Raw genomic sequence first — 25592 nt, 5'->3', positions numbered from 1 at the left:
TGCGCAGCGAAATAAAGGAGGAGGCCGCAGGCCGGGGGACATTCGCGGAGAAAGGTACCCCGTCGGCGGGTGCGCCCACTGAATGACCCATCTCAGTCCTCAAAGAAGCTGACAGGCAATCCAGGCACATCGACGCGCATGGAAATCACCGTACCCGATGCAGGCAACCGCTCGATCTCTGCAGCAGGCCGGCCCTTGCGCCCGCTGGTGACGAAGAGCGTCTTCAGGTCGTCGCCGCCAAAGCACGGCATGGTCGGGCACTGAACAGGAACGGGAACAGAAGCCACGATTTCACCGGACGGCGCGAAGCGCAGCAGCTGTGCCCCTTCGAACATCGCGACCCAGTAGTGGCCTTCCGAATCGACCGTCGCGCCATCGGGGCGGCCTTGGTAGCGCACGGGCGAATCGGGGGTCCAGCCTTGGGGCTTGTGCTCGAATTGATGAAACACGCGGGCACGCGAAAGCGAATTGGCCTCGGTGTCCCAGTCCCAGGCGCACACCACATGCGCGGCGGTGTCGGCCCAGTAGAGCGTGCGTGCGTCGGGCGAGAACGCGAGCCCGTTGCCGGTGGTGGACTCGTTGGCCATTTGCGTCAACGTGGGCGACACACCGGTGTCGGTGCGGGCATCGAAGCAATAGAGCGCGGCATTGGCCTTGTCCTTGGCCTCGTTGAGCGAGCCGGCCCAGAAGCGGCCCAGCGCATCGCATTTTCCGTCGTTGAAGCGCATGGTGCGCGCGTCGTGCTCCACACGCGCCACCGCAACCAGTTCACCGCCCCATTCGCGCGCGCGGTAAATGCCGTCGCGCAGTGCAATCACCAACCCGCCGCTTCGCGCCGGAGCCATGCAACCTGGCTCGGTGGCCAGGGCCCAGCGCTCCACCTTGGCACCGGGCGTGCCGATTTCCCCGCGCGTGCGCAGCACCGCGCGCCCCGGAATGTCGAGCCAGTAAAGCGAGCGTTCGTTCGGGTGCCAGAACGGCGATTCGCCGAGCTCGCAAAGGCTGTCTTCGAGGGTGGTCCACATGATCCCGGCATTGTGCATCCGCTCCCCCGCAGGCCAAAAAAAAAGCCCGCTGACGCCGAAGCGCTCGCGGGCTGAACATCCAAAGGAGACCTTGCTGAAAAAATTTGTCCGTGTAGTTCTTATAAGCAGTCTTCGCGTCGTATGCCCCCTTCGTGGAACACCGAGGAACCGGCTTTGCCGGGCCTCTGGTGTTGCCCCCAGCAGGGGGGTTGGCGAAGCGACACGAAGTGCGCGAAGACTGGGGGGTTAACGGTTATATGCGGTCTCGCCGTGCGAGGAGATGTCGAGGCCTTCGCGCTCTTCTTCTTCCGACACACGCAGGCCGATGGTGAGGTCGGCGATCTTGAAGGCGATGAACGCCACCACGCCAGACCAGACGATGGTCAGCAGCACGCCCTTGAGCTGGATCCAGACTTGCGCACCGATGCCGTTGGACACGATGCTGGCCGTGACCCAGTCGCCCACGAGGCCGGGGCCGCCGAGAGCCTGGGTGTTGAACACGCCGGTGAGCAGCGCGCCGACGATACCGCCGACACCGTGCACGCCGAACACGTCGAGCGAGTCGTCCGCGCCGAGCAGCTTCTTGAGGCCGTTGACGCCCCAGAGGCAGGCGAAGCCGGCGATGAAGCCGATGATGATGGCGCCCATCAGGCCGACGTTGCCGGCGGCCGGGGTGATGGCCACGAGGCCTGCCACGGCGCCCGAAGCGGCACCCAGCATCGAGGCCTTGCCGCGCATCAGCGCTTCACCGATGCACCATGCAAGCACTGCTGCTGCGGTGGCGGTAAAGGTGTTCATGAAGGCGAGCACGGCGCTGGTGCCGGCTTCGAGGGCCGAACCTGCGTTGAAACCGAACCAGCCGACCCACAGCAGCGAGGCGCCGACCATGGTGAGCGTGAGCGAGTGAGGCGTGAAGGCTTCCTTGCCGTAGCCGACGCGCTTGCCGATGACGTACGCGCCGACCAGGCCTGCAACGGCCGCATTGATGTGCACCACGGTGCCGCCCGCGAAGTCGAGCGCGCCCCATTGCCAGATCAGGCCGGCCTTGGCGTTGTTGGCATCCACCACGCTGGCGGCGGTGTAGGCGTCAGGGCCAAGCCAGAACCAGACCATGTGGGCCAGCGGCGCATAGCTGAAGGTGAACCAGATCACCATGAACAGCAGCACGGCCGAGAACTTGGCGCGCTCTGCAAAGGCACCCACGATCAGGCAGCAGGTAATGCCGGCGAACGTGGCCTGGAAGGCGGCGAACAGCAGCTCGGGGATATACACACCCTTGCTGAAGGTGGCGCCCGGTGCGAACACGCCGGTGGCCGGATCGAACACGCCCTTCATGAAGAGCCGGTCGAAGCCGCCGATGAAGGCATTCCCCTCGGTGAACGCCAGGCTGTAGCCATAGATGAGCCACAGCACGACGATCAGCGAGAAGGTGACCATCACCTGCATGAGCACCGACAGCATGTTCTTGCTGCGGACCAGGCCGCCGTAGAACAGCGCCAGGCCGGGAATGGTCATCATGATGACGAGCAGCGTGGACAGCATCATCCAGCTGGTGTCACCCTTGTTGAACGAAGGAGCGGGAGCCGCGGCGGGTGCTGCTTCGGCAGCAGCAGCAGCGGGGGCGGCGGCAGGTGCCGCGGCCGCGGGGGCTGCAGCGGGAGCCGGGGCGGTTGCAGCCGGTGCCGTGGCAGCCGGCGCTTCAGCCGCCGGCGCCTGTGCGAACGAGGCGGTGCCGGCAGCGAGCACGCTCAAGCCGAGCGCAAGAGAAACAAGCAGTTTTTTCATGGTTGTTTTTTTCCGGGCTGATCAGAGGGCTTCGCGGCCGGTTTCACCGGTGCGGATGCGAACGACCTGCTCGAGGTTGTAGACAAAAATCTTGCCGTCGCCGATCTTGCCGGTGCGGGCAGCGCCTTCGACGGCTTCGATCACGCGGTCGACGAGGTCGTCGGACACCGCCGCTTCGATCTTGACCTTGGGCAGGAAGTCGACCACGTACTCGGCGCCGCGGTACAGCTCGGTGTGGCCCTTCTGGCGACCGAATCCCTTGACCTCCGTGACCGTGATGCCTTGCACGCCGATGGCCGACAGTGCTTCGCGCACTTCGTCGAGCTTGAACGGTTTGATGATGGCTGTGACCAGCTTCATGATGACTTTCTCCTTCTTGGATGGATGAATGGTGCGGCAGCTTGGGCCGCACCTTGTTCTTGTGCCTGCTTACAGGGTCTTGCTGAGCGTAACGATGAAGCGCGCCTTGTTGGGCGAGTAGTACTGCTCGCCGATCGGGCCGAAGCCGAAGTCCACGCCCGGGTTGCTCAGCGCGAGGTAAGAGCTCTTCTTGTTGGCGCCCTGCACCGAGCCGGCCAGTGCCAGACCGTTGCCGAAGTCATACGACACGCCCACGTTGTAGTCCACGTAGCTCTTGTAGCCCAGGCTGCGAATGTCGCTGGACATGTGCGTGTAGCCCACGGCCGCCTTCAGCGTGAGCTTGGGCACGATTTCCTTGCTGTAGGCCAGGTTCAGGTAGCCGGTGTTGCGGCCCTTCAGGCCCGAGCCCGACTTGTAGCCGGCGTAGCCGAAGTAGTCCTTGGAGACCGTGTGCGAGTACTTCAGGGTGAACGAGCCGATGGCTTCGTCGGCCCAGGTGCCCGCGCCGTACAGCTCGGTGGTGTTGCCGATGGAGTTGCCCGGGTAGATGTAGGTCAGCGCGCCCACGTCCAGGTCGAACGGGCCGGCCTTGAACTTGTAGCCGCCGTAGAGATCGCTCTCGATGCTGTTGCCCTGGAGCCAGTTGACGCTGGAGTTCCAGTTGCCCACATAGAAGCCGCTTTCGCCGAAGGCGTAGTCGAAGCCGCCCTGGATGGCGGGCTTGAAGCCCTTGGTCTTGGCGTAGTCGTTGTTCCCGATCATGTCCTGGTCCTGGCCGCGGAACTTGTAGTTGCTGGTCAGGGCCACATTCCCCGAGAGCTGGGCGCTCGCCAGCATCGGCAGGACTGCAAGGCCGGCCACGGCCACTGCCTGGGCGAATTTACGGTGCATCATCGAGACTCCTCGGAGTTGGTTGGATAGTTGGGGGACACCGTCTCATAGCAGGGAGCGTGCCAAAGTGCTCGTTCTTCCAGCCGAGAGGCGGCGGCCCCGTCATCCGCAATCCGCTTGAAAAGTTACAAGAGTGTTCAGGTGCGACGCCCTTCCGGGCGCCGCGGTGCACAAGCCCGACCAAAAACGGGCGCACCATAATGGGGAGAGTAATAAGAATGAGCTTGTCTTTGGTGCAAAGCCGCGCTTTGCTTGGGCTGGAAGCGGCCAGTGTCACGGTCGAGGTGCATCTGGCGAACGGCCTGCCCAGTTTTACGCTGGTCGGGCTGGCCGAAACCGAAGTCAAGGAAGCGCGCGAGCGCGTGCGCTCGGCCATCCAGAACGCCGGCCTCGAGTTTCCAAATAACAAACGGATCACTGTCAACCTCGCGCCGGCAGACCTGCCCAAGGACTCCGGCCGGTTCGACCTGCCCATCGCGCTCGGCATCCTGGCCGCCAGCGGGCAGATCCAGGCCGCCGGCCTCGCGGGGCACGAGTTTGCCGGCGAGCTCTCCCTTTCAGGCGAGCTTCGGCCCGTGCGCGGCGCGCTGGCCATGGCGCTTGCGCTGCACACCCGCGGCATCGCGACACGGCTGGTGCTGCCCACCGAAAGCGCGAAGGAAGCGGCCCTGGTGCCCGGCGGCGAGGTGTACGGCGCCAGGCACCTGCTGGACGTGGTGCAGCGCTTCATGCCGGCAGACGCCGCCGCACAGCAGGCCGAGCCAGCCGGGCCGCCCGGCGCGGACGGCTGGGCCCGCATCCACGCCGCTGCGGCCGGGGCCGCGCCCCTGTATGCCGACCTGTCCGACGTAAAAGGCCATGCGAGCGCCAAGCGCGCGCTCGAAATCGCCGCCGCAGGCGGGCACAGCCTGCTGATGGTCGGCGAGCCGGGCTCGGGCAAGTCAATGCTGGCGCAGCGCTTTGCCGGGCTGCTGCCGCCCATGAGCATCGACGAGGCGCTGGAGACCGCGGCGGTCGCCAGCCTGGGCGGCAGCTTCTCGACCGAGCGTTGGATGAGCCGGCCGACTTCTGCGCCGCACCACACGTCCAGCGCGGTGGCGCTGGTGGGCGGCGGCTCCCCTCCGCGGCCGGGCGAAATCTCGCAGGCGCACCACGGCGTTCTCTTTCTCGACGAGTTTCCGGAGTTCGCAAGGTCCGCCCTCGAGGCGCTGCGCGAGCCGCTCGAAACCGGCACCATCACCATTGCGCGGGCCGCCCGGCGCGCCGAGTTTCCCGCGCGCTTCCAGCTCATTGCGGCCATGAACCCCTGCCCTTGCGGCTACCAGGGTTCGGCGCTGAAAGCCTGCCGCTGCACGCCAGACCAAGTTTCGCGCTACCAGAGCAAGCTCAGCGGCCCTCTGCTCGATCGCATCGACCTGCACATCGAAGTGCCCGCGGTATCGGCGCACCAACTGCTCGGTGCGCCGGCCGGCGAGGCGACCGGCAGCATCCGCGCCCGCGTGGTCGCCGCGCGCAACTTTGCGGTGCAGCGCCAAGGCAGCCCGAACCAGGCACTGCAGGCCGGCGCCATCGACCAGCACGCCGCGCTGGACGAGGCCGCGCGCAAGTTCATGGTCAACGCCGCAGCCAAGCTCGGCTGGTCGGCGCGCAGCACGCACCGCGCGCTCAAGGTGGCGCGCACGGTGGCTGACCTGGCTGGCGCCGAATCGGTGCAGGCTGTGCATGTGGCGGAGGCGGTGCAGTACCGTCGGGGGTTGCGAAACTGACTCTCCAGCAGTGAATACACCCGCCCCAACGCCCTACGACCGCCGCATGGTCGGGTGGCTTTCGCTCGGCCAGCTCATCACCTGGGGCAGCGTCTTCTATGGCTTCGCGCTGCTGATGGAGCCGGTCGAGCGCGAGCTGGGATTGAGCCGGGCGCAGTCGTCGCTGGCGTTCAGCCTTGCGCTGCTGGCCGAAGGCGCACTGGCATGGCCGGTGGGCCGCTGGATCGACCGCGGCCATGAGCGGGCGGTAATGACGGGCGGCTCGCTGGTCATCGTGGCCGGCCTGCTGGTCCAGAGCATGGTGCACAGCGCCCTGGGCTTCTACGCGGCCTGGACGCTGCTCGGCGCGGGGCTGGCGGCCACGCTCTACAGCCCTGCGTTCTCCATCGTCACGCGGCGCTTTCCGCATGACTTTCGCCGCGCGATCATCACGCTGACTTTTCTCGGCGGGCTGGCGAGCACTGTGTTCATTCCGCTCGTGGCCTGGCTCATAGCGGAGCTCGGCTGGCGCCATGCCCTGTGGGTGCTCGCGGCCATTCACCTTTTCATTTGCGCGCCGCTGCATGCGCGGGTGCTGCGGCATGCGCCCGCTCCCGCGGCGGGTTCGAAAGCCGGGCGGCCCCGCGCAGGCGAAGCGGCGGCCGTTGCGCCCGCAAGCCACTACATGCGCACCGCCCCGTTCCTGCTGGTGGGCGTTTTCACCGTGTTGCTGATGGCGGTCACGGCCGCGTTGCCGCCGCACATGGTGAGCCTGCTGCGCGGCGCGGGGCTCAGCGAATCGTGGGCCATTGCCGTGCCCGCGAGCATCGGGCTGGTGCAGGTGCTGGGGCGCGCGTTACTTTATTTCTTCGAGCACCACTTCGACCTGCATCTGGCGAACCGGCTGATTCCCTGCCTGATTCCGCTCGGCCTGCTCGCATTGCTTGCGGGCGCGGGCCATCCGGGCGCGGCGCTGCTGTTCGTGTTTTTCTACGGCATGGGCAACGGCATGCTCACCATCGTGAAGGGCACCGCGATTGCTCAATACGTGAACCGCGATCACGTCGCCACGCTCAACGGTGCATTGGGGCTGCCGAGCGCCATCGCCCGCGCCCTGGCGCCGCTGATGCTCGGCGTGCTGTGGCAGCCGGGCACCGGCTACACGCTGGGCCTCTGGGTGCTGCTGGCGGCCAGCGTCGTCGCGGTGCTGGCGCTGGTCGGCGCGCAGCGCTGGCGCCGCGTGCCGGGCACGCCTGCTACTTGAACTCGTGGCTGACCACGGGCGCCGAGCGGCTGTCCTGCACCGTCACGCGCTGCCGGTACACATCGAGGTCGCCGTTGCGCACTTCGATGTTGTAGATGCCTGGCCGCAACGACAGTGACTTGAGCGGCGGGCTCACGCCGCGGTCGGCACCGTCGACGAACACCTGGCCCCAGGGACGGATGTTGAGCACCACGCGCCCGTTGCCGGGCGGAGCGGCCGGCGGCGCAGGCGGCGTGGCGCCACCAGCCACCACGGTGGGAACCGCATTGGTCGGCGTGGTGCCGGGGGCTGCGGGGATGGTGGGCGAGAGCCGGTTCAGCTCGGCGATGGCGTTGCGCGCCTCGCGTGCATGCAGGCCGCGGCGGTACCGGCGCAGGTAAGCCTCGTAGCCTTCGCGCGTGTTCTCGGCCTGGGCCAGGTTCCAGTCTTCGACTTCGGAGGTGGCGAGCGCGGGCTCCGGCGGTGTGGTCGGTGCGGTCGGTGCGGCCAGGGTAGTGGCCGTGGGCGGCACGGCCGCCGTGGGAGGGGCCGCAGGCACGGGCGCAATCACCGGCACGTTGTCCAGCGGTGTCAGCGAACCGGCCGGCGCACTGGCCGCCGGCGCGGGCGGCGTGGCGCCACCAGGTGCGGTCGCCACGTTTCCACCCGGCGCGCTTTCGCCCGGCGGCACGGCCGGGGGGGGTGCGTCGGCGGACATCGGCCCCGAAGGCGGCGGCACCGGCACCATGGCGGTCGATGTTTCCTGCCGGCCGGAGCTCAGGTGCAGGCCGATCCAGCCGCCCACGGCCACCAGTGCGATCACCAGCACGCCGACCAGCTTCCATGGCGGCTGCGACGATTTCCTGGCGGGCGAAGACGGCGGCTTGGCAGCGGCCGTTGCCGCGCGCGCGGGGGCGGTTTCGCGCGGTGCGGCGGCCTTGGGTGGAGGCACGGGAGCCCTCTCCGGGCTGGCCTCGGGCTGCGGCGGCCTGGGCTTGACCGGTTCGGGCGAGGCGGCTTCGGCGCGTACCGTGCCGGCCAATGCAGCGGTCTCCTTCACAACGGCGGGCGCCGGTGCGGGCGCGGCCCTTTGCGGCTCCGGCACCACCGCGGGCGCGCCCTTGGCAGGTGGAGGAACAATCACCCTCGGCGCCGCCAGCCCGCTCACATAGGTGTCGCCGAGCTTGGCCAGGCCCAGCTCGGCCGCGAACGCCGCCACGGTTTGCGTGCGGTCCTTGCTGTGCACCGCCAGCGTGTGATCGACCGCGGCGCAGAACGCCGGGCTCAGGTCGCTGCGGCCGAGCGAAGACAGCGGCACATACGCGTCCTGCACGCTGCGCACCACGGCCGAAGGCGGCGGATTCCCCGTGACCGCGCGGTACAGCACGGCGCCCAGCGCATAAAGATCGGTCCACGCGCCCTGCAGCAACGTGTTGTCGTCGGCGTACTGCTCGATGGGCGAATAGCCCGACTTCACCATCACCGCCACTTCGTCGACCAGGTCGGCAATCGACTTGCGCGCCGCGCCGAAGTCGAGCAGCACCGGCAGGTCGTCCTGCTGGATGAAGATGTTGTCGGGCGCGATGTCGCGGTGAAAGCACTGGCTGCGGTGCAGCGTTTCGAGCGCGCCGAGCAGCGGGCCCAGCATGCCGAGCAGCCAGGCCTCGGTGATCTTCGACGGCTCTTCCTCGGCCAGCCGGCGCAGCGTGCGGCCGCGATACAGCTGGATGGCCATGTAGGCGGTGCTGTTCGCCTCCCAGAAGCGATGCACCCGCACCAGCGCCGGATGGCTGAACTGCGCGAGGGTGCGCGCCTCGTTGATGAAGCTGCGCAGTCCCGCCTGGAAGGTGGCGGTGAGCCGGTCGGAACGCACATGCACGCTGTCGTCGCCCACGCGGCGCGCGAGCATCGAAGGCATGTATTCCTTGATGGCCACCTCGCGCTGCAGCGAGTGGTCGTAGGCGCGGTAGACGATGCCGAAGCCGCCTTCGCCGATCACTTCGAGCAGCTCGAACTCGTCCAGCCTGTGGCCCGTGCCCAGCGGATGCGGCCGCTCCTGTGGATCGGCCGGCGCGCTGCTGCTGGCGTTGGTCGTCATGCATCTCCTCCCGCGGCGGGGGTCTCATTACTCATGCCCATGGCACATGCCCCTGTGAAAACAACTTCGAAAACAATGGCGTGTTCAGGCCCCCGCCATGCGCGGCGGTGCGCAGCGGCGAGCCATCCGCCTGGTTGGTCCACCAGTAGCTGGTGCTTCCGAATGCATCAAAGCACAGCGGAAGCTCGGGCCAGCCCAGCCGCTGCTGCGCCGCTGCGCCGGCGCCGCCGGCCGCGGGCCCGAGGATCGACAGGATGTCGTCCGAGCCGCCGCTCGCGGTTTGGAACCCGCCATGTGCGGCAGCCAGCACCTGCTGATCGAACTGGTCGGGCGCCACGCTGTGGCGAATGGCCTGCAGCAAGGCGGTGCCGCACTGCCAGTACCACGCGGCCGAGCCTTCGAGCATGGAAGGCCGATAGCCCGATGCCGCCACCTGCACCGTCACGCACACGGGGTAGTAGCGCCCCACCCGGTCGCAACTTGGCGCAATGCAGCCGAACTGCACCGCGTCCACGCCCTGGGTGGCCGGAATCGCAAAGTTCCACACTGGCGCGACAACGTAGTGCCGCGTCATGGCGTCGGGCCAGCGCTTGAAAGAACCCAGTCCGTTCTGCATCCAGCGGTCCCACCAGGCCTGCAGCTCGCGTGGCATGCGCCGATAAAGAAAGTCACCCGCCGCGGGCAGCTTACCGTACCAGCCGATCTGCTCGTCGGCCGGCACCCACGCGTGCGGCGAAGGAAAGCCGCTGTTCATGTCACGACTTTCCCGGGCATGAGAATCCGCTCATCTGGCTCAGCCGCAGCGGGTTGTAGACGCTGTTCGCGGTCACCGCCAGCACCACCTTCTTGCCCTGCATGTCGAAGGTCGCATTGAACGACTCGGGCGACCTGCCGGCCGAGACCGAGGCCTTGTCGAAAAGCCGGTGCAGCGCCCACGGCCCTTCGGTCACGATGCCGCCGGCCGGCGTGCCGTTGGCGGTGGTCACCTGCAGCCGCACCTGGTTGCTGTTGCGCGGGCCGGGCCACTTCACGGTGCTGGGCGCCTGCGGGCCATGTGCATAGCGCACCGTCTGCCCGTCGATGTCGAGCGTGAACTGGGTGAGCGCGGCGTCCATGTCCTCGGGCCGGATGTCGATGGTGAACGACGGCGTGCGTCCGCCGGCCATGCCGGTAAAGAACACATCGCGGATCGCCTGCGCCTTCTGGAACGAGTCGAGATACGACGAGCGCCCCGGCGAACTGCCGTCCACGCCCTTCTTGAAGGCCCATGGGTTAACGGAGGTGTCGACCTGCGAAGCGAGGTTCTTCTGGAAGAAGTCGTCCATCATGCCGCCCGGCGAAAACAGCTGCGCAAAGTCGCCGGCCGCCACATCGCGGTTGGAGCCGCGCGAAAACGGATAGCGCCCCGCAATGGCCTGGTTGCAGAACTGGCCGATGGTGGCCGCCGCGCTCTGACCGATGTTCTGCCGCGTCACGGCCGCGGCCTTGGACGACGCGGTGGCCGAGAGATCGTTCAGCATGCCCTGGAACGGCACCGGCAGGCGGCCCGCCTCCGCCTGCACCTTGGTGACCGCGTCGCCCGACGGCGGAATGTTGCCGCTGCGCAAGGCGGTGTCGGTGGCGGTAAGGAAAGTGTAGAGTTCGTTGATGAGCGCCGCGGTCGCGTCGATGGGCGCCTGACCGCCGGCCTTGGGCGCGGTCACCATGCGGCGCAGCGGCGCAAAGTGGTTGTCCACCAGCGACTCGGGCCGGTCCGGCGCGGTGTTGCGGCGCTGGCTGCCGTCGGGCTGGCCGATGAGTTGTTCGATGCGCTCACGCGTGCTGGCCACACGGTTCTGCGCCTGGTCGAGCAGGCTGCGCGCGGCCTCGTCGTGGTTGCGCAGCAGGTCGGTCTCGCGCGCTGCGCCGCGAATGAGGCGCGACATCGGCGACTCCGAGGTCGAGAGCACGCGCGTCATCTGGATGCTCTGCAGCAGCGAGCGGCTGTCGGCCAGGCGGACGTCGGCCAGGTACTCGTCCCAGATGCGGATGTAGTCGGTGAGATACAGCCGGCGCACCTCGCGCAGCAGCAGCTCGCGCGACGTGATGTCGGTCATGCCCGGTGCGCGGATCTGCAGCACCCAGCGGTCTTCCTGCTCGAGCGCAAGCGTGGTTTCCGCCATGCGCTTGTCGAAGATGTCCCAGTAGCCGCGGTAGGTGAACAGCGTCGGGATGCCGTCGGTCAGCGGCTTGCCGCTTGCGCGCTTGATGACCAGCGCCGACTCGGCCCCCGCCGCCTCCGCAATGCTGAACGCGTTGGGCGGGCTGGTCTGCAGCAGGATGCGCCGCAGCCGCGCATAGGATCGCTGCGCCAGCGGCACGCCGGCCAGGCGGTCGCGCGTCTCGATCACGAGCCGGTCGTCCTTGGCAAAGGGCGATGTCACCACGCGCCCCGCGAACAGCGCCTGCAGATGCGTCTCGAGATTGGCGCGCTGCTCGCGCGTGAGGGCAGCGCCGATCTTGCGGTCGACGTCGGTGAGCAGCCAGGCCTGCAGAAAGTCGGCGTCATAGCGCTCGGCGTCATACAGCATGAGATAGGCCTTGAGCGCCTCGTAGCTGTATTCGGCATCGGTCTTCGAGGCTTCGCGCAGCGCCTGCTCCACGCGCTGGGCCGCCTGCGGCAGCAGCACGCTTTCGAGCGCGCGCTGGTAGACGCCATCGGTTGCGGCCTGCAGCTTGTCGCCCTGGTAAAGGCCGAAGCGGTAGCTCACCGGCGGATCGCCGATGTCGAACTGGCTCGACTTGGGCAGGTCGCGCAGCCGGTCGAGCACCAGCAGCGAGCTGGCGATGTCGCTGTTCGAATCGACCACCGTCGGCAGCTCGCCACGGGCCGCGGCCTTGTTGAAGGCCTTCGCGTTGTTGTCGACCTCGGCCACGTAGTCGCTGTTGTTGCGCCAGCTGTTCACGCAGGCGCCCAGCAACACCACCAGCAGCACGCCGATCAGGCTGTAGCCGGCCAGGTCGATGGCCCGCTTGCGCCGATACCAGCTCAGGTTGGTGCCGGCCACGCCCGCGTCGCGGAAGATCACCTGCTGCAGCAGCTCCTTCAAAAAGTAGCTCTTTCCAGGACCCGGCGGCGGCGCCGGCGGCGCGTTGACCTGCAGGTAGCGCTTGATGGCGCCCATCACGCGGTCGAAGGCGGTGCCCTCCTGCGTGCCGCTGGTGAAGTACACGCCGCGCAGCATCGGCGCGACTTCGAACTTCGAGGGGTTGAACACGTCGGCCAGGAAGGTGCCCAGGATGTCCTCGAAGCTTGCGAACTGCTGCGGCAGCAGGTAGGCCTGCGCGCGGCGCATCTGGTCGGGCTCGGCCGCCAGCAACTCGGGCAGGCGCTCGTCCAGGCGCTGGTGGAGCAGCTTGTATTCCTGGTGGAAGCGTTCGCGCAGGTCGGCTTTGGCCGGGTCCGCCGGGTTGGCATCGATGGGGAAGGTAAAGCCCCACACCTGCGAGCGCTCGGCCCGGCCCAGCGAGCCGAAGTACTCGTTGAAGCCGGCCAGCAAGTCGGTCTTGGTGACCAGCACGTACACCGGAAAGTTGATGCCCAGGTCGTTGCGCAGCTCGAGCAGCCGCTTGCGCAGCGCCATGGCGTGGCGCGCGCGCTGTGCGTCGTCGGCCAGGGGCAGGTCGGCAATGCTGATGGTGAGAATCGCGCCGTTGATCGGCTGGCGCGGCCTGAACTTCTTCAGCAGGTCGAGAAAGCCCTTCCACTCGCTCTCGTCGGTTTCGCGGTTGCTCTCGTGCGTGGTGTAGCGCCCGGCGGTGTCGATGAGCACCGCCTCGTTGGTGAACCACCAGTCGCAGTTGCGCGTGCCGCCAATGCCGCGCACCGCGGCCTTGCCGAGCTGGTCGGCCAGCGGAAAGTCGAGGTCGGAGTTGACCAGCGCGGTGGTCTTGCCCGAGCCCGGCGCACCGATGAAGATGTACCAGGGCAGCTGGTACAGGTACTGCCGGTCGAACACCGCAAAGCGGCCCGCGGCCTTGCCTTCGGCACCCGAGCCGAAGCGCATGTTCTTCAATATGGCCGTGGCATCGGTGAAGCCGCTTTGCAGCTCCTTGATCTCGGGCGCGTCTTCGGGCTTGGCAGCCTTTTCTTTCGCGGTGGGAGTGCGCAGCTGGTTGAGCAGTTGCGCGTTGAGCCGCCGCTCGCGCCACTTGCGGTAGAGCACCCGCGCAATCCAGATCGTGAACATCAGCGCGATGACCACGATGCGGACGAACTCGCTTTCGAACGGCCGGTAGCGGCCCACCGCAATGACGGGGCCGATGACCCAGATCAGGAACGCGACAGCCAGCAGACCGAAAAAGACCCACAGGTCGCGGCTCACGAGAAAACGGAAAATCGCGCGCAGCATCAGCGGGCTCCTCCCTGCGGCGCTGTGGCGTTGGCACCGCCTGCCACGGGCGCCACGAGCAGCGTCACTTCCACACGCCGGTTGCGTGCACGGTTGGCGGGTGAGTCGTTGGGTACCAGCGGGTCGGCATCGCCCCGGCCTTCGGCGCGCAGGCGCTCGGGCCGCGTGACACGCGTGGCAATCATCTTCTTGACGGCATCGGCGCGCGCCTGCGAGAGCTGCCAGTTGGACGGAAAGCGCACGCTGCGAATCGGCTGGTCGTCGCTGAAGCCGCTGATCAGCACGTTGCCTTCCACCGAATTGAGCGCATCGGCCACGCGCGCGAGCACGGGCGCATAACGGTCGAGCACGCGGTCGGAGCCCGATGCGAACAGGCCGTCGCCGCGCAGCACCACCACGCTGCGGTCGGCCTCGTCGCGCACGGTCAGCAAACCGTCGCGGATCTCGGGTTCGAGAAAACGCTGCAGGCGCGGCTGCGGCGCCGGCAAGGCGACCGCACGCGCGGTCTGCGGCAGGCGCACCGCGTTCACGGCCGAGAACGCACCGTCGGAGCGGCCGGCCAGGCTGAAGGTGAGCACACCGAACACCAACACCAGCAGCACCGCCGCCACGGCGCCCACGGCCCACAGCGGCAGCCAGTTGCGCGTGCGGCGCACCGGCGCGCTTGCGTCCTGCCAGTGCGGAGACAGCGGCACGGCAATTTCTCCGCGCGTCTGCCGAATGATCTGCAGCAGGCGCTGTTTGAGCGTTTCAAGCTGCGTGCGCCCGTTGTCGATGACGCGGAAACGCCCTTCGAAGCCCATGGCCAGGCAGAAGTAGATGAGCTCGATGAGCTGCAGATGCTGCTGGGGGTTCTGCACCAGGCGCGACAGCAACTGGAAGAACTTTTCGCCGCCCCAGGTCTCGTTGTGGAACATCACGAGCAGGCTCTGCGACGACCAGATGCTGCCGCCCCACGGCGTGAGCGCGGCCGCCTCGTCGACCGCGGTGCACAGGCAGTAGCGCGCACCGATGATCACCTCGGGCGCAATGCCGCTTTGCTGCGCGCGTGTTTCGAAGCGCCTGACTTCGTCGACCAGGTGCTCGCGCAGTTGCGCGGGCGCGTCGTGGTGGCCCGTGGCGCGAATCTGTGGAATCAGGTCGAGCAGCGGGTTGGCCGCCGCGACGAGCGGGTTGTTGCCCGCGAGCGCCGTGTCGCCCGCATGCGGACGCCGCGCGTCGTGCCATGCGGTGAATGACTGGGGCTGCTGGCCGAGGCCGCGCGATGCCGGGGACATGCCCGCTGCGTCTCCATTGCCAATGCCGCCACCGTGGCCGCTATTGCCGTTGTTGCCGCCGCCCGGGTTCGGAGGCACGAAGCCACCCGGACCGACAGCCATGTCGTTGACACCGTTCATAGGGTCCCTCACGGACGAATGGCCCAGAACTCCATGGCCAAGCCTGGAAAGTCGCCGGCCAGGTGCATTGCAACGCCGCCCGATTTCTCGAGCTGGCGCCACATGTCGCCGGTCTTGTCGAGCTCGAAGTAGTGGTAGCCCGCGTTGTATGGAATCTGCCGCGGCGCCACCGGCAGCGGCCGCACCGTGACGCCGGGCAGCTGCAGCTGCACCAGGTCGCGAATGCGCTCGACCGAGCCGATCTTGACCTGCGTGGGAAAGCGCTGCTGGATGGCGTCCGCGGGCAGGTCCGCATGCACCGCGAGCACGAAGCCCGCGTTGCGCACCAGCACCGGGTCGGGCATGCGGCCCACGCGCACGCCGTGGCTGCGCTCTTCGAGCTCGATGGCGATGGCGCTCTGCTCGAGCACCGCCGAGAGCGAGCGCCGCAGCTCTTCCATCAACGGCCGGATGCTTTCATTGAGGTTGTCGTGGTCGTACACCGGCCACACCACAGGGCGCCGCGTGGGCGATGTGTGCGTGGCCAGGTGGCAGGCCAGCTTGAGCCAATCGGTGAACAGCTGCTCGGGGTGCACCTGCACCGCCTGCTGCGCATGCCAGGTGGTTGCGAGATAGCGGTTGACCAGCTCCAGCAAAAGAAAGTCCGACACCTCGCTCACGCCGCCGCGGCCGGGCTGCGAAAGGCGCGATGCCAAGGCTTCGGAGCGCTGCGTGAGCAGGCCATGCAGCTCGGCGATCATGCTGCGCAGCATGGCGTGGGCCGAGGCATCGAGCACCGGCGGAATGTAGTTGGCATCGACCACCAGCTTGTGGTCGGTGCGGCGCTCGATCACGCGCACCGCGCCAATGGCCTGCCACTCCGCCGACAGCGACGATGCGCGCGCCAGGCGCAGGCGCGGCTTTGCGAGCTGCAGCACCGCGGGGCCGAGCGCCACGGCGTTGCCGTCGGCCACTTCGCGCTCGATCACGCCGAAACGCGCGGCCGATCCTTCGTCTTCCGAGAAGATGACTTCTTCGCTGCCGGTGCGGCGCAGCGGCAATGCAAGCACGATGAGTTCGTCGGTCAGGTCGCTCGGCACTTCATAAGGAAGCGGCGCATCTTCGGCGCCGAACGAGAACGGTGTGCCGTCGGGCAGCACGCCGGCACCGCCAAGCAACGACACGCGGCCGAGCGCATAGGCATCGCGGTCGATGTCCAGGTGAAGCCATCCCCAGTAGGCACCTTGCAGGCCCGCCGTGCGGCGAGTGACGTACTGCTCGACATAGCGTTCCAGCTGCTGGAAATGCTGGGGCCGCAGGTACATGCCTTCGGACCACACCACACGATTCGCCAACGCCTGCGGATGGGCGCCCTGCCTGCCGGCGCCCGGATTGCGAACTGTCACCAAAGAACCTCCTGGGGAGTGCCCACACTGAAGCGGGAGGCGCTTGCTGACGCCCTCCCGATTGATCATTATTTTTCTCTGATGCTACACGGCGCTTCTTACGTTTTGCACCGAATTTCTCGTGCGAATTGCTCGCACTTTTTAGCTACAAAGCAGAGAAATTAACGACTTGGTAGTAACTCGATGCCCGTCTTGCGAATGGCGACGCGCACGCTTTGCTCGCTCGGCGAAAACTGCCACACCTTGTAGAGATTGGTTTGCTTCGGCTCCTTGAGCGGCAAGACGATTCGCCAGCGCGAAGTCTCCAGCTTGCGATAGCCGGCAATGATGCCGATGGCACGCGAGTCGAGTCCTGCTTCGCGCTTGAAGACACGCTCTTCGCCGCTGCGCATGATGGCCTGGTCGGCGTTCACGAGCTCTGTCAGAAGCGTTTCGCGGTCACGGTCCTGTAGTGCAAAGTAGTCTGCCGTCTCGAAGTTACCGGAAGATTTCAGTTCGAAGACTTTGACGAGAATCGGCGCCGGCTGGCCGCGCCCGTCGGGGTTGACGCCATCGTCGATGCGAATGGTGACTGCATAGGGTGTGGGCAATGACTTCGCCGTCGATGCGCATCCACTGAGGCCACCAAACAACGGTGCGGTTGCAAGTGCGCCTTGAAGCAAGGTTCGTCGATGCATGGGATCTCCCTCAATGGTTCGCGGCCTATATTATCGAAGTCGTGCGCACGTACGGAGTCGCATATCTCGTGCAACATCGCGAGTCTTATCAAGCATTGCCTTTCATTGCCTTTCGCAAGGTTGGAGAGAAGATTGAAGTCATGTCTGCCTGCTTTGGCGCTCACCTTATTTGTCGCTGCCGGTTGCACCACCACGCCTCCGCCCGAACCGCCGCAACCCGAACGCCTGAGCCAGCAAGTGGCACGCACCACGCTCGAACGCGCCCAGCAGGCGTATGACGAAGGCGACTATGCCAAGGCCGTGACCACGCTGAAGAGCGGCGGCGTCTCGGTGTTCGACGCGGCAGAGCCCGGCACGCGGCTCGACGCGATGAAGCTCGAGGCGTTCAGCTACTGTGTGGCCAACCAGGTGCCCGAATGCCGCACGCAGTTTCGCAAGCTGCTTGATGCTTTTCCCAACTTCGACCTGAGCGTTGCCGAACGCAAGCACCCGGTGTGGGGCCCCGCGTTCGAGGCTGCCAAGCGGATGAAGCGTTGAGCGCCTGCAGCGCTCTGAGCGGCAGCACACCGCAGCTCGACATGAACACGGAGATGCCATGCGTTGGACGGTGATCGAACATGCCGGCAAGCCGGTGACATCAGGGCCTTCGGCCTTGCTCGCTGCGCCGGGCGGAACCATCGGGCGCAGCCCCGACAACCACCTGGTGCTGCCCGACGAGCAGCGTCAGATCTCGCGCCTGCAGGCCACCGTGCGTTTCGACGAGCAGGGCGTCGAGGTGCTTCGCAACATGAGCGCGGTGCTGCCCATCAGCGTGAACGGACGCACGCTGCAGCACGAGGAAGAATCGCCAGTGGCCGATGGCGACCGCGTGACCATCGGGAGCTACGTGCTCGAAGCGGCAAGCGGCCATCGCACGGCCGCAGTCGCACCTGTCGCGGCTGCGGTGCCCATGCCATCTCCACCCGCCGCGCCGATGCGCGATGTCCCCGCGCCCAGTGCAATGGCGCAGGCGCCCATGGATTCGCTGCTGCCGGCGGCGCCGGTTTCCGACGTGTTCTCCGACCTTTTCGGCGCGGGCGCACTGCCCATCGGCGATGCACAACCTGTCACTGTGGCAATGCCGCCGCCCACATCACCACCGCCGCCACCGCCGCGCGCTGAGGCTCCTGTGGCCGCGCCGTTGCCGGCGATGCCTGCTGCCGCACCTGCGTTTGCTTCACCGCTTGCACCGCTTGTACCGGTGCCATCGCCATCGCCGGTGAGTGCTCGCCCGAGCGCCTCGCAGATTCCCTCCGCGGCTGACTGGGACGCCATCCTCGCCAATGCGCCGCGCCGCGAAAAGAGCGCGCCCGAGCCGATGCCCGACCCCATGGCGCACGAACCTTTCGAGCTGCCTTCGCAGGCGCGCAGGAACCCGGTCGATCCACTCTCCGAACTGAATCCCCACGCGGCCACCGACATGTCCGACGTGGCGCTGAAGCGCGGCGTGGACCCGCTCTCTTTCTTTGCCGCCGACAGCAACGCGCCCTCGCCGCTTTCCGATCCGCGCCCGACCGCGCTGACCCAAGAAGACCCGCTGCGCGAGGTGCATCCCGCACTCGACCTGCTGGCCAGGCCGGTCGCCGCGCCGCAAGGACACAGCCATTCGAACCATGCGCGCGAAGTGTCCGCGCAGTTCAGGCCGCCGAACCCGGTGGCCTTCGATCCGCCGCCTGCCGCGAAGCCGAAGAAAGCGGAGGTGGCTGCAGTGCCGGTGGAGGCGCCGCCACCAGCACCAGCACCAGCACCAGCACCAGCACCAGCACCAGCACCAGCAGTATCGGCATCGAAACCTGCCGCACCGCCTGAGCCAGCGACGATGCCGCCGCCCCAGGCTGTCGCTCCCCCGCTGGCTGTCCCCTCGCCGGTGGCCACCGCAGCTGCGCCGCTGGCAGCGCCCACATCGCCGTCATCCTCGTCGGACGATCTCTTCAGGGCCTTTCTCGAAGGCGCCGGCGTACCCGACGTCGCCGGCCAGCAGCCGCTGGACGCGGAAGCCATGCGGCGACTCGGCCGGCTCATGCGCGCGTTCACCGACGGCACCATCGAGCTGCTCTCGTCGCGCGCCATGCTCAAGCGCGAAGTGCGTGCCGAGATCACGATGATCGTCGACGAGGAAAACAACCCGTTCAAGATTCTTCCCAACGGCCGCGCCGTACTGATGCAGATGTTCGGCGCCCGCATGCCCGGCTTCCTGTCGCCCGAAGCCGCCGTGCACGACGCGCTCGGCGACCTGCAGTCGCACCAGCTCGGCATGGTGGCTGGCATGCGCGCCGCGCTGCTCACCGTGCTCAAGCGCTTCGACCCCACCGCACTGAACGACGCCACGCCGCACGACGGCGGCCTTGGCGAAAAGCTGCTGCCCGGTGGCCGCGAGGCGCGCCTGTGGCGCCAGCTTCAAAAGCTGCATGCGGAAACCACGGCGGCGGTCGAGGATGATTTCCAGGCCGTCTTCGGCCGCGCCTTCCAGCAGGCCTACGACAAGGAAATGGAACGACTGAAGGAGGCACGCCGTGCTTGAAACCACCCGTGCTTTCGCGGTTCCAATTTCCACCTCGCAGTTCTCCTGCGTGGGCGAACGCAGCGGCAACCAGGACGCCATCGGCTATCACCTCGACGAATACAACGCCTGCTTCGTCGTGAGCGACGGCGTGGGCGGCAACGCGGGCGGCGAGCTGGCCGCGCGCATTGCGGTCGACACCGCGCTCAACACCTTCGTCGACAACCCGTCGGTCGAAAAAGAAGACATCCAGCACGCGGTAAAAGCCGCCAACGACGCCATCCTTGCCAAGCAGCGGGAGCTTGCCGACCAGAGCAAGATGAGCGCGACCATCGTCTCGCTCTTCGTCGACCGCACCAGCGGCCAGGCCTGCTGGGCCCACGTGGGCGACAGCCGCCTCTACTGGTTTCGCCGCGGCGCGCTGATGCAGCGCACCGAAGACCACAGCCTGTCGGAGCGCTCCGGCGAGGCTGCGCTGGGCAACGGAGCCAATGGCGGCGAGCGGCTGGTGAAAACCAATTTGCTGTACCGCGCGCTCGGCGCAAGGGCGACGGCGGAAACCACTGTGTCGACGCCGCAGCGGCTCGCCGACGGCGATGCATTCCTGCTGTGCACGGACGGGTTGTGGCAGCTTATTTCGCAGCAAGTGATGGAACGCTCGCTGCAGCTCGCCGACAGCGCCGAAGAGTGGCTCGCACTGCTGCGGCGCGCGGCCGAAGCCAAGGCCGACGAATCGCGCGACAACTACTCGGCGCTGGCCGTGTGGGTGGGGTTTCCGCAGCAGGTGACGCTGGCTGGGACGGCGACGGTGCGCGCAGCCGTCTAGCGAGACCCGTCAGGGCGCGAGGACCAGCACCTTGAACTGGCTCGGAATCAACCGCATGCCGACGATATTCATGCGATTCTGCAAAGACAGGCTGGTTACCCGCGTCGTAGGAAGCGCCTTCGTCAGAACCGTGAACGCGCCTGTGAGGTGACGCGACTGCTGCATGAAAGTCTGCGAAATGATGCCTCCCAGAACTCCCGGCTGATCGCCCAAGGTAATGGGCGTGACCGTTCCCAGGTTGTGGGCGGGCATTGCCATGAGCAGGATGTTGGGAACGTTCGGAATCGCCATGGGCCCCAGTGCCATGTTTGGAAAAGGCACGGGCACTGGCGTCTTGCACACATCGGGAAAAGCGAGGTCCATTCCCATCAATTGACAGTTTGCGAACATGGGAGCTCCTGTTGATTGTTGATCCGGGGCCTGTCAGCCCATGTGGATCTGTGCACTGTCGACCTTGACCAGGTCTTGCCCGGTGACCACGGTGTGCCTGCCATGGACACGCACTGTTTCCTTTGCTTCATGGTCCACGTGTCCGGCGCGCAGCTGGTCCGTTTCATCGACGATGCGCAGTGCCGTGCGAGCCATTTGCACCATTCGATCCACCACCGACTCGATGGCCTTCCCGAAGAATCGCAGGTGCCCCACGCTGGCCTCGGTCGTTTGTGCGGAGAAGTCCATCTCGGTCACTGCACAGCTGGCCTTGGAGGCCGTCATGTTCAGCATGCGCCCGCCATGCAGGCGCAATTCCGAACTGCTTTCGAGGCTGACGCGTCCGCCTGTCATGGCGGTCAGGGTGACATCGCCGGCGGCCTCGATGCGGCTTGCCGAAGGATCGGCCTTTTCGACCACCGCGATGAGGTAAAGCCGATATCGGTCCGGTCCCGACACCATCACCGTGTCCCCCGGCTCGGGTCGAAGCAGGCAGCTCGCGGCCCGGCGGCAGGTCCAGGTCGCGCCGCTTTCATCGGTGACCTTCCACTGGCCGTCAGGCGTGCTGCCGACGAGATGCCCCAGGACGTGGATCGGGGTTTGTTCCCTCGGCAGGTTCGGATGCAGTGATACAACGTTCATGGCTGTCCCTTCTGAATGGAAGTGTCCGGAATATCCTCGCATGCCCTATTCGGGATGCGCGCGTGAGGCCGACCATTGCTGCGCCTTGTGCAAGCCCTCGTCGACCTCGATGATTCCACTGCGCGCGGAAAGCACCGCACCTGCCATCTGCGCGTGGTGCATGCGCGTTCGCTGGAAGATCGCGCCTCGCAGGTTGCAGTCTCTCAGGTCCGCGTACGAGAAGTCCGCATCGGACAGGCTGGCACGCTCGAACACCGCAGTGTTGCATCGGGTCCGGTGCAATGCGCAGAGATCGAGCTGGGCCTGGCTGAAGTCTGCCCCTTCGAGGCACGCCCCGACCCACACGGATCGCGGAAACTGCGCGCCTCGGCAATTCGCGCCTTTGAGATCGGCCTCGGGAAACAAGGCAGCCTCCCCGCGGGCATCGGCAAGCTGGACCGATTGCATCGCCGCCCCCTTGAAGTTGCTCTGCGTGAGTTGGGCGCGGGACAGGTCGACGCCCTGCAGCCGGCTTCCGATGAACTGGCAGCGCACCAGCGTGCGACCGGAGAGATCCATGCCGTCCAGAATGCACTCGTTGAACACACAGCTGTCGCATGAACCGCCCTCCCATGCCATGGCACGCAGATCGGACTTCATGAAGACGCAGAAGCTCATCTGCACGTCGGACAACCTGGCGCCATCGAGGCTGGTCTCGAAGACCGCCATCCGGTCGCAACGGCCGAAGCTCAATTCCGCGTTCTTGGCCGTGCATTTGTAAAAGGCGCTGCCGCAAACGTCCGCCCGATTGAGCATCGCGCCATCCAGATTCGACTCCGAGAACTGCGCGCCTGACAGGTTCGTATCTTCGAAACGGGCGCCGGCAAGCTCGCAGCGGACGAAGCGCGCATCCTTCAGGAGAGCGCCGGAAACATCCGCATGCGACAGCCTGCAACCGATCAGGCCGGCGTCCTCCAGGTTCACGCCGGACATCCTCGCACCCGCGAGGTTTACGCCGTGCATCTGCGCACCCGAGAGATCAAGCCCTTCGAGGTTCTCACCGCTGAGATCCACATTGATCAACGGCAAGCCATTGCGAATGCGATCCAGCAACTGCTCGTGCGTCATGCACCCGCCTCTTCACGGCGTTTCGGCCACAGCTTGGCGTGCTGCGTGTATGCGCCTGCCAGCAGGGTCGTGGCATCGATCAATGCCTGTGAAACGTCGGCCCGGTAGAGGTTGGCCTGCTCGAGGTTCGCAAACCTCAGATCGGCCTTCGCCAAACTGGCATCGATCAGGTCCGCCCCCTTCAGGGAAGCGGCGGTCAGATTGGTGCGGACGAAAAGGCTCTCGCCTCCGATCAGTCCGTCCAGGCGCGCTCGCGTCAGGTCGCACTCGGAGAAATCGCAGTTCTCAAGACACGCGCCCGTGAAATCTGCGCCTTCCAGCCGCGTTGTCCTCAAGCCGCATTGCTTCAGGCGGGCACGCTGGAATATCGCACCCGGCATAGACGTGCCGTGCGCAAAGCTGCAGGCTTCGAGAGAAGCGCTGCTGAAATCCACGCCTGCGCTGGCATCGGCGGTGATGAAACCGCAGCTGTCCAGCCGTGCGCCCACAAAGGCCGCCTGATCGAACGCGCACTCGATCCATATCACCTGCTTGAACTGAGCTGCATCGAAGCGCAGGTGCTCGATACGGACTTTCCAGAAGACCAGGTTCGACCAGTGGGACTCGCGCAGATCGCAACTGCGCCATTGGCTGTCTCGCAATTCGTTGGCACGGAACCGGGCTTGGCGGAACACCGCTTCATCGAACACGGCAGCCTGGCAGTTCGTGCCGTCCATGCTCGCGCCCGTAAAGTCGCAGCGCCTGCACTGGGCTTTGGCAAGGCTGGCGCCGTCCAGCCGCGCATTGACGAAGGTCGCCTGCTCCAGGGTAGCCCGCGCCAGGACCGCGCCGCTCAGGTTGGCCCCGTCCAGCCGGGCCCCGGTGAGATTGGCGCTTTCAAGGTTGGCATGCGACAGGTCATAGCCTCGCAGGTCCATGTCGGAGAGGTTCACGCCAGACAGGTTGGCTCCCGCGAATTGCTTCGCTCCGTCGCGCGCGCGGTCCAGCCGGCGACGCCACTTGGCGGAGCGGAAGCTCGTTGCCTGCGGTGGGGCCGGCTGCAGGTGAGCCATGTGCCGGTGAGACTCGCGGATCCGCTGCACCTCGGCCTCGTCTTCCGCGGCCCGGCTTTGGGCTTCGTCGGGGGAAAGGGTTTCGGCGCCTGCCTTCGCCGCGCGGTGCGCGCGCAAGCGGGCGATGGTTTCGCCGGGGTCGAGCCTGGCGCCTCCCTCGGGCATTTGCGCGAGCAGGTCTTCGGCGATCGCGGGCGCAGCCGCAGTTGCCGCCTGCGAACCCGATGCCACGGACGGTCCCTGTTCCGCGCCGCCGGCGACGAGGCTACCCGCTTCGCCCTTGGTGCGCCGCAGGTCTTCGAACTCCCGCTTCAATCGCTCCTGGTACATGGGCAAGTCGTCAAGATCAGGCAATTCCTCCGACTCCGGGAAAGGCGGAAGATGCACCTCGGGGTCGAGTCCCCGCTGCAGGAGCGCCTGCCTTCTCTGTTCATACTGGCGGCGCGCCCCAGCCTTGGCGTTTCGCACTGACGGGCGCTCCGCGGCCCGCAGCTGTTCGTCCAGCTCCAAGGTGCCCAGAATCGATTTGGGAGCCAGGTCACTATCGCGAACCGCATGAATCGCGGTCTCGGGGTTCAGGCGCTTGGCCAGCACCGATGCATAGTGGTCCATCGGCCGCGGCTCATCCGGCATCTCGATGGCCGCCATCAGATGACGCACATCGGCCGCGTCGTCCTCGACGACCGAGAAAACACCGTGCCAGATCAGCACGGCCCGTTCGAGGTGCGGAAAAAACCAGACCGTGGTGAGCCGCAAGCCGGATTCATTCAGCTCGCTGCCATCCTTGTTCCAACTGGCGAATGCACGCACGCGCCAGTCTGGAAGGCATCCCCGCAGAACGGGCTGGGCGGGGTGCATGTTCCAGAGTTCGAAGGGCAGGCCTCGCGGCACTTCCTGCAGCCCTTCCCATCGCTGATCGACAGGCGCGGCATTGAAGTAGCGCCAGTCCGCGTCTCTTGCCAGTCCGGGGAAGTCCTGTTCGCGCCATTGCTCACCGTACTCGCTACCAAGCAAACACAGGCGCTGCGGCCAATCCGGCGGAATGGCGCCAAAACCCGAAGGGCGGACGACATCACGCGGTGAACGCATGCGCTGGTCCGGCGCTTCCACGTTGGGCAGCCGACGGGTGCGCACACCATTGACCTGCTCCTCCTCGGCGCCTGTGCCGAGCGGATTCTCCGGAATACCGGGGCCACCGAATGCGCGCGTCCAGTCCAAGGGCATGCGGTCGAATGCCTGCGGCTCCGTCACCCGGCCATCCAGCCAGTACCGATCGCCGGAAACGATCAGCGACTTCTCCATTCCGCCGATTCGCGCCTGCACGGCGCAGGTCGTCTTCTCGGCCTGGTGGGCGGTATGGCCATAGCCGCTCAACAGCCATTCCGGCACCAGCTTCGGCAAGCCCAGATCCAGGACACCGCCGGTGCCGATTTCCTCGGAAGCGATTCGCCAGAGATCCTGTTCCGAGTAGAGCTTGGGTTCGGGCTCCAGGCCCACGAGCCCCAGTGCCGCCACACCCAGGTAGTTTCTTCCGGCCCGCGCGTAGGGGCGATTCAGCAGGCTCAGCCGCAGGGGTTTGATGGTCTTCATGGTGTGTCGCTCACCGGCGCGGCTGGTCCACGGCGACCTCGCGCGTCCCTGTGTTCACGCGGACCTTGATCGTGCGTCCCGGCGAGAATTCGGCCTGCTTCACAGGACTGATCGGCGTGGTGACCGTCGTCTCGAAACTACCGGTCGAGCAATCCACCCGAAGCGTCAGCCGGGTCATGATGAAGTACCTCGCGACGCGGTTGCCCGTGTCGTAGGTATCGAGCACCAGCGCCGTCGCAGGCTCACCGCTGCGGCGCACTTCTTCGGCTTTTCCCTCTCCGGCAAGCTTGCGGACCACTGCTCTCTGGAGGACGAAGAACGCCACCACGGCTGCCAAGGCAAGAACGCCCCATTTCATCGCCTCCAGCATTTCGCTCCTCCGCTTTTTCAATGAGTGGGGTTCAGTCACG

The 25592-nt window shown here is 66.6% G+C and carries 20 protein-coding genes; 5 read left to right on the top strand and 15 right to left on the bottom strand.

Going from position 1 to position 25592, the window contains the following annotated elements:
• Window positions 1-92 precede the first annotated feature (92 nt).
• The 4 genes from V9K97_RS21695 to V9K97_RS21680 all read right to left on the bottom strand — a co-directional run bounded on the left by V9K97_RS21695 (window position 93) and on the right by V9K97_RS21680 (window position 4064).
• Window positions 93-1025: an SMP-30/gluconolactonase/LRE family protein gene (locus V9K97_RS21695; RefSeq protein ID WP_337320591.1), complete on the bottom strand. Its 933-nt coding sequence runs from the start codon at window positions 1023-1025 to the stop codon at window positions 93-95.
• 246 nt (window positions 1026-1271) lie between these two features.
• Window positions 1272-2810 carry an ammonium transporter gene (locus V9K97_RS21690; protein ID WP_337320589.1) on the bottom strand — a complete coding sequence of 513 codons (1539 nt, stop codon included), beginning with the start codon at window positions 2808-2810 and terminating at the stop codon, window positions 1272-1274.
• Between the two features lie 21 nt (window positions 2811-2831).
• Window positions 2832-3170: a P-II family nitrogen regulator gene (gene glnK, locus V9K97_RS21685; RefSeq protein WP_007833403.1), complete on the bottom strand. Its 339-nt coding sequence runs from the start codon at window positions 3168-3170 to the stop codon at window positions 2832-2834.
• Window positions 3171-3239: 69 nt separating this feature from the next.
• Entirely contained in the window at window positions 3240-4064 is an 825-nt protein-coding gene (locus V9K97_RS21680; protein ID WP_258503407.1) for a TorF family putative porin, read from the bottom strand.
• 215 nt (window positions 4065-4279) lie between these two features.
• Between V9K97_RS21680 and V9K97_RS21675 the strand changes: the two genes are divergently transcribed.
• Window positions 4280-5827, top strand: a complete 1548-nt coding sequence (locus V9K97_RS21675) for a YifB family Mg chelatase-like AAA ATPase (protein WP_337320587.1) — start codon at window positions 4280-4282, stop codon at window positions 5825-5827.
• 10 nt (window positions 5828-5837) lie between these two features.
• On the top strand, window positions 5838-7070 hold the full coding sequence (locus V9K97_RS21670; protein ID WP_337320585.1) for an MFS transporter: 1233 nt from the start codon (window positions 5838-5840) through the stop codon (window positions 7068-7070).
• Here V9K97_RS21670 and V9K97_RS21665 read toward each other — a convergent pair.
• The 6 genes from V9K97_RS21665 to tssJ form a co-directional block, all read right to left on the bottom strand.
• On the bottom strand, window positions 7063-9147 hold the full coding sequence (locus tag V9K97_RS21665) for a serine/threonine protein kinase (RefSeq protein WP_337320583.1): 2085 nt from the start codon (window positions 9145-9147) through the stop codon (window positions 7063-7065). The genes V9K97_RS21670 and V9K97_RS21665 overlap by 8 nt on opposite strands.
• A 31-nt stretch (window positions 9148-9178) precedes the next feature.
• On the bottom strand, window positions 9179-9901 hold the full coding sequence (gene tagF, locus V9K97_RS21660) for a type VI secretion system-associated protein TagF (RefSeq protein WP_258503400.1): 723 nt from the start codon (window positions 9899-9901) through the stop codon (window positions 9179-9181).
• Window position 9902: 1 nt separating this feature from the next.
• Window positions 9903-13538, bottom strand: a complete 3636-nt coding sequence (gene tssM, locus V9K97_RS21655; RefSeq protein ID WP_337320581.1) for a type VI secretion system membrane subunit TssM — start codon at window positions 13536-13538, stop codon at window positions 9903-9905.
• On the bottom strand, window positions 13538-14935 hold the full coding sequence (locus tag V9K97_RS21650) for a DotU family type VI secretion system protein (protein ID WP_337296651.1): 1398 nt from the start codon (window positions 14933-14935) through the stop codon (window positions 13538-13540). The genes tssM and V9K97_RS21650 overlap by 1 nt, the downstream gene beginning before the upstream one ends.
• Before the next feature lie 8 nt (window positions 14936-14943).
• Window positions 14944-16323 carry a type VI secretion system baseplate subunit TssK gene (tssK, locus tag V9K97_RS21645; RefSeq protein ID WP_157611342.1) on the bottom strand — a complete coding sequence of 460 codons (1380 nt, stop codon included), beginning with the start codon at window positions 16321-16323 and terminating at the stop codon, window positions 14944-14946.
• Window positions 16324-16481: 158 nt separating this feature from the next.
• Entirely contained in the window at window positions 16482-16997 is a 516-nt protein-coding gene (gene tssJ / locus V9K97_RS21640; protein WP_337320579.1) for a type VI secretion system lipoprotein TssJ, read from the bottom strand.
• A gap of 237 nt (window positions 16998-17234) precedes the next feature.
• Here tssJ and V9K97_RS21635 point away from each other — a divergent pair, with 237 nt between their 5' ends.
• Genes V9K97_RS21635 through V9K97_RS21625 form a run of 3 tightly spaced genes read left to right on the top strand, consistent with a single transcriptional unit; the run spans window position 17235 to window position 20362 of the window.
• On the top strand, window positions 17235-17534 hold the full coding sequence (locus tag V9K97_RS21635) for a TssQ family T6SS-associated lipoprotein (protein ID WP_258503395.1): 300 nt from the start codon (window positions 17235-17237) through the stop codon (window positions 17532-17534).
• Between the two features lie 58 nt (window positions 17535-17592).
• A complete protein-coding gene (gene tagH / locus V9K97_RS21630; RefSeq protein ID WP_337320576.1) occupies window positions 17593-19557 on the top strand; it encodes a type VI secretion system-associated FHA domain protein TagH in 1965 nt (654 codons plus the stop codon).
• The gene (locus V9K97_RS21625; RefSeq protein WP_337320574.1) at window positions 19550-20362 is read left to right on the top strand and encodes a PP2C family protein-serine/threonine phosphatase; all 813 of its coding nucleotides are present in this window, start codon (window positions 19550-19552) and stop codon (window positions 20360-20362) included. The genes tagH and V9K97_RS21625 overlap by 8 nt, the downstream gene beginning before the upstream one ends.
• Before the next feature lie 9 nt (window positions 20363-20371).
• On the opposite strand, the gene V9K97_RS21620 is transcribed toward V9K97_RS21625, so the two are convergent.
• From V9K97_RS21620 to V9K97_RS21600, 5 genes are read right to left on the bottom strand one after another with little or no spacing between them, the layout of a single operon-like run.
• The gene (locus V9K97_RS21620; protein WP_337320572.1) at window positions 20372-20752 is read right to left on the bottom strand and encodes a DUF4150 domain-containing protein; all 381 of its coding nucleotides are present in this window, start codon (window positions 20750-20752) and stop codon (window positions 20372-20374) included.
• A 33-nt stretch (window positions 20753-20785) separates the two neighbouring features.
• A complete protein-coding gene (locus V9K97_RS21615) occupies window positions 20786-21433 on the bottom strand; it encodes a DUF3540 domain-containing protein (protein ID WP_337320570.1) in 648 nt (215 codons plus the stop codon).
• A 45-nt stretch (window positions 21434-21478) separates the two neighbouring features.
• Complete coding sequence (locus V9K97_RS21610) at window positions 21479-22540, bottom strand: pentapeptide repeat-containing protein (protein ID WP_337320568.1); 1062 nt, start codon at window positions 22538-22540, stop codon at window positions 21479-21481.
• Entirely contained in the window at window positions 22537-25182 is a 2646-nt protein-coding gene (locus tag V9K97_RS21605; RefSeq protein ID WP_337320566.1) for a DUF2169 family type VI secretion system accessory protein, read from the bottom strand. The genes V9K97_RS21610 and V9K97_RS21605 overlap by 4 nt, the downstream gene beginning before the upstream one ends.
• Window positions 25183-25192: 10 nt before the next feature.
• Entirely contained in the window at window positions 25193-25591 is a 399-nt protein-coding gene (locus V9K97_RS21600) for a hypothetical protein (RefSeq protein WP_337320564.1), read from the bottom strand.
• Between the last annotated feature and the right edge of the window lies 1 nt (window position 25592).

The organism is Variovorax sp. CCNWLW186, assembly GCF_037203865.1.
Classification (GTDB): domain Bacteria; phylum Pseudomonadota; class Gammaproteobacteria; order Burkholderiales; family Burkholderiaceae_C; genus Variovorax.
Note: the sequence above shows the minus strand (reverse complement) of the source record. Positions and strands in the feature narration are given on the sequence as shown.